The 1695-nt window shown below is 54.6% G+C and carries 5 protein-coding genes; all 5 read left to right on the top strand.

All coding sequences use genetic code 11. From position 1 onward, the window contains the following. Positions 1-142 precede the first annotated feature (142 nt). Complete coding sequence (locus B5D35_RS24495) at positions 143-313, top strand: hypothetical protein (RefSeq protein WP_157828490.1); 171 nt, start codon at positions 143-145, stop codon at positions 311-313. Next, the gene (locus B5D35_RS23605) at positions 310-522 is read left to right on the top strand and encodes a hypothetical protein (RefSeq protein WP_078754829.1); all 213 of its coding nucleotides are present in this window, start codon (positions 310-312) and stop codon (positions 520-522) included. Before B5D35_RS24495 ends, B5D35_RS23605 begins: the two co-directional genes overlap by 4 nt. After that, positions 504-887 carry a hypothetical protein gene (locus tag B5D35_RS23600; RefSeq protein ID WP_078754828.1) on the top strand — a complete coding sequence of 128 codons (384 nt, stop codon included), beginning with the start codon at positions 504-506 and terminating at the stop codon, positions 885-887. The genes B5D35_RS23605 and B5D35_RS23600 overlap by 19 nt, the downstream gene beginning before the upstream one ends. Continuing rightward, positions 884-1378, top strand: coding sequence for a hypothetical protein (locus B5D35_RS23595; RefSeq protein ID WP_078754827.1), 495 nt, complete (start codon positions 884-886; stop codon positions 1376-1378). The genes B5D35_RS23600 and B5D35_RS23595 overlap by 4 nt, the downstream gene beginning before the upstream one ends. 3 nt (positions 1379-1381) lie before the next feature. Then, positions 1382-1695 (top strand): hypothetical protein (locus tag B5D35_RS23590; RefSeq protein ID WP_139367870.1); only part of this gene is annotated, 314 nt, incomplete at its 3' end.

The following is a 1695-nucleotide window of genomic DNA, read 5'->3' as shown; positions in this document are numbered from 1 at the left end:
CAAGCGCGCATTGATGCGGCCAACCAAACCGCCAGAGAAGACAAACAGGCCGCGCAGCGTCAACGGCTTTACCTCGTTGGCGGCGGTGCACTGGTGGTGCTGATTGCGCTGTTCATCATTTTCAAGAAATAAGGAGACGCGGATGCCTTTGTTATTTCTCGGTCTAGGCGGCCTCATTGCAGGCGCATGGTGGACAAAGGATGCGGTAGCGCTGGGCGCGACGGCCAGTCAGCCTAGCCGCCCACCCTACACCACGCTCATTCTTGTGGTGGTTGTCCTGTTTATTCTTTGGCGTAAAGGGTGGCTCTCATGATACCCGGTATTGGCGGCGGCATTGATACGGGTGGCGGGGGGATCAGTGGGGGCCCTTCGTCTGCCAAGAACGGCGACTTTCACGGCGGCAGTGCAGGAGGAAGCGTCACCTTTAACAACAACCAAGGGGCGAGCGGCAGCAATACGGCGTTGTACGTCATTGCCGCTGTGGTGCTGATATTGGGGGTGGTATGGCTCAAGCAAAAATAAACCCCGTTCGCTTGAACTGGACACAGGAGCACGTTGCGCGGTTTACCCAGGCAGGCTTTACCCCTGCCATCGTTCAAGAGCTAACCAGCCTTGGCGAGCTGTGGCGGTTTGACGGTCTCGATATTGTTATACGCAGCGAAGGCACGGAGCTGGTTTGGATGGCGACCCTTGGCAAGGGGGCGAAACACCATCTTGACCACATTCTGGCTACCGCCAAACGCGCAGGCGCAAAGACGGTGCGGTTTCATGTGGCAGATGTCGAAAAAGCCATTGTGCGCTTTTGGCGTCCCTATCACCCTGTGGAAATACACGGTGAAGGGTTTGACAACGGTGCCTTTCGGGTGAAGTTGGAGGCGTTGCCATGAGTCGTTCTAAAAGCTCGCAACGAAGCAGCACCACCAATACCAACATCAACAATGTGCTTGATGGTGGGGCGATTAAGCAAAGTTTTGACTTTGCTGCAGGTGTCGCAGATGAAGCGTTCGACAGCGTTGATACGGCCATTAAGACAGTGGAAGGCACCACGGCCAAGGCGTTAAGCGTCAATGCAGGTGTGGTCGATGAAGCCTTTGACACCTATAGCACCTTAGCGGATACGGCAATGGAGGCGTTCAGTGCACAAAATAACCGTGCCCTTGACGCTATCACAGAGCAAAGCAACCGCTCGCTCGATACCTTGTCAGGCCTACAAGGTCAGCAAGCCAGTAACAACGTTAAGCTACTGGAAGGCATTCAAAAGACCATCCGCAACGATAACACGGGCGGTGTCAGTGAGTTCCTTGACAGTCAAGTGGTGCTGTATGGCGTGATAGGTGTCGTGATAGTGGCCTTAATCCTCATTTTGGGAAGGAGATAAACCGTGCTGATTGAACTGCATTTGCCCCAGGGACAGACCCAACGCATTCAAGCTATCGGGCGTTACCTGATGCTCAAAGAGGGCAAAGAGGTCTCTGTGATTGTGGGTGAGACCTCGGTGTTTCTCCCGCGTGGCTATGTCTTTGACATGGGCACAGAGTTTATTGCCCTGACCGTCACGAATCCGTCTGATGTGGAAGACATTGTGCTTTTCACCTCGGTTATCCCTTTTGTGGCAGGCGTTGACGGCTCCTTGCTGCACATCGGGGCTGACTTAAAAGTCAGCGGGGTGACCGTGGACTTTAACGGGGCGCAACC

It is taken from the genome of Enterovibrio nigricans DSM 22720, from assembly GCF_900167155.1.
GTDB classification, from domain to species: domain Bacteria; phylum Pseudomonadota; class Gammaproteobacteria; order Enterobacterales; family Vibrionaceae; genus Enterovibrio; species Enterovibrio nigricans.
This window is presented reverse-complemented; position numbering and strand designations above follow the sequence as displayed.

What these genes read in the sequence shown, in the direction of transcription:
- B5D35_RS24495 (WP_157828490.1), top strand. Translation starts at nt 143, where the DNA reads ATGCCTTTGTTATTTCTCGGTCTAGGCGGCCTCATTGCAGGCGCATGG.
- B5D35_RS23605 (WP_078754829.1), top strand. Translation starts at nt 310, where the DNA reads ATGATACCCGGTATTGGCGGCGGCATTGATACGGGTGGCGGGGGGATC.
- B5D35_RS23600 (WP_078754828.1), top strand. Translation starts at nt 504, where the DNA reads ATGGCTCAAGCAAAAATAAACCCCGTTCGCTTGAACTGGACACAGGAG.
- B5D35_RS23595 (WP_078754827.1), top strand. Translation starts at nt 884, where the DNA reads ATGAGTCGTTCTAAAAGCTCGCAACGAAGCAGCACCACCAATACCAAC.